1 protein-coding gene is annotated in these 1,944 nt (G+C 62.2%); it reads left to right on the top strand.

Annotation, left to right across the window (positions count from 1 at the left end):
* A partial coding sequence (locus PseAD21_RS29295; RefSeq protein WP_371859117.1) for an immunoglobulin-like domain-containing protein occupies positions 1-1,944 on the top strand: 1,944 nt, incomplete at both ends.

The following is a 1,944-nucleotide window of genomic DNA, read 5'->3' as shown; positions in this document are numbered from 1 at the left end:
AATACCACCGTCACCGACACCGTCGACACCACCAACCTGTCGCTGACCGCGACCGGTACCGTGGCTGAAGGCGGGTCGATCGTTTACACCGCGACCTTGACCAACGCCGCCGGCTCGCCAGTGACCGTGACCCTGAGCAACGGCGCTGTCATCACTATCGAAGCTGGTAAAACCACTGGCACCGTGACTGTTCCAGCGCCAGCCGATGACGTCTACAAAGACGCGGGCAAAGTCGAAGCGACCATTTCGACTGCCACCGGTGGCAACTTCGAGAACCTGGTAACCAACACCACGCCAGCCGTGACTAACGTCACCGATACCATCGACACCACCACGGTCAAACTGACCGCGACCGAGTCTGCTGCGGAAGGTGGCACCGTCACCTACACCGCTACCGTCGGTGCGCCGGTAACCGGTTCGCCGGTTGTGGTGACTCTGTCCAACGGCCAGAACATCACCATCGATGTGGGTAAAACCACCGGCACCGTGACCACCACTGCGCCGAACGATGCGCTGACCGGCCATGCGCCGCTGACCAACGCCATCAGCGACGTGAGCGGCGGCAACTACGAAAACCTCGTGGCTGACAAAACCCCGGTCAATACCACTGTCACCGACACCGTCGACACCACGAATCTGTCGCTCAGCGCGACCGGCACCGTGGCCGAAGGTGGCTCGATTGTTTACACCGCAACGCTGACCAACGCCGCTGGCTCGCCAGTCACCGTGACGTTGAGCAACGGCGCCGTGATCACCATCGACGCCGGCAAAACCACTGGCACCGTGACGGTTCCAGCGCCAGCCGATGACGTCTACAAGGACGCCGGCACCGTTCAGGCCACAATCAAAAATGCCAGCGGTGGCAGCTTCGAAAACCTGGTGCCAAGCACCACGCCAGCCGTGACCAGTGTCACCGATACCATCGACACCACAGGCGTGAAACTCACCGCCACTGACACCGTGGCCGAGGGTGGCACTGTCACCTACACCGCCACAGTCGGTGCGCCTGTGACCGGTTCGCCGGTGACCGTGAGCCTGTCCAACGGCCAGACCATCACCATCGACATCGGTAAAACCACCGGCACCGTGACCACCACCGTACCAAACGATGCGCTGACCGGTCATGCGCCGTTGACCAACGCGATCACCAACGTCAGCGGTGGCAACTACGAAAACCTCGTGGCCGACAAGACCCCGGTCAACACCACGGTCACCGACACCGTCGACACCACCAACCTGTCGCTGAGCGCCACCAACACGGTCGCCGAGGGCGGCTCGATCATCTACACCGCAACGCTGACCAACGCCGCTGGCTCGCCAGTCACCGTGACTCTGTCCAACGGCGCCGTGATCACCATCGACGCCGGTAAGACCACTGGCACCGTGACCGTTCCGGCTCCGGCGGACGACGTTTACAAAGACGCGGGCAAAGTCGAAGCGACCATTTCCACCGCTACCGGTGGCAACTTCGAGAACCTGGTGCCGAGCACCGTGCCGGCAGTGACCGACGTCACCGACACCATCGACACCTCTACCGTCAAACTGACCGCCGATACCTCGGTGGCCGAAGGCGGCACTGTGACCTACACCGCCACTGTTGGCGCACCAGTCACTGGCTCACCGGTGACCGTCACTCTGTCCAACGGCCAGAACATCACCATCGAAGTGGGTAAAACCACTGGCACCGTCACCACCACCGCGCCAAACGATGCGCTGACCGGCCATGCGCCGCTGACCAACGCGATCACCGGTGTAACCGGCGGAAACTACGAGAATCTGGTCGCTGACAAGACGCCGGTTTCTACCAATGTCACTGACACTGTCGACACCACTAACCTGTCGCTGACTGCCACTGGCACCGTCGCTGAAGGTGGTTCGATCGTCTACACCGCGACCCTGACCAACGCCGCTGGCTCGCCAGTCACCGTGACGTTGAGCAACGGC

Source organism: Pseudomonas sp. AD21, from assembly GCF_002878485.1.
Classification (GTDB): Bacteria; Pseudomonadota; Gammaproteobacteria; order Pseudomonadales; family Pseudomonadaceae; genus Aquipseudomonas.
This window is presented reverse-complemented; position numbering and strand designations above follow the sequence as displayed.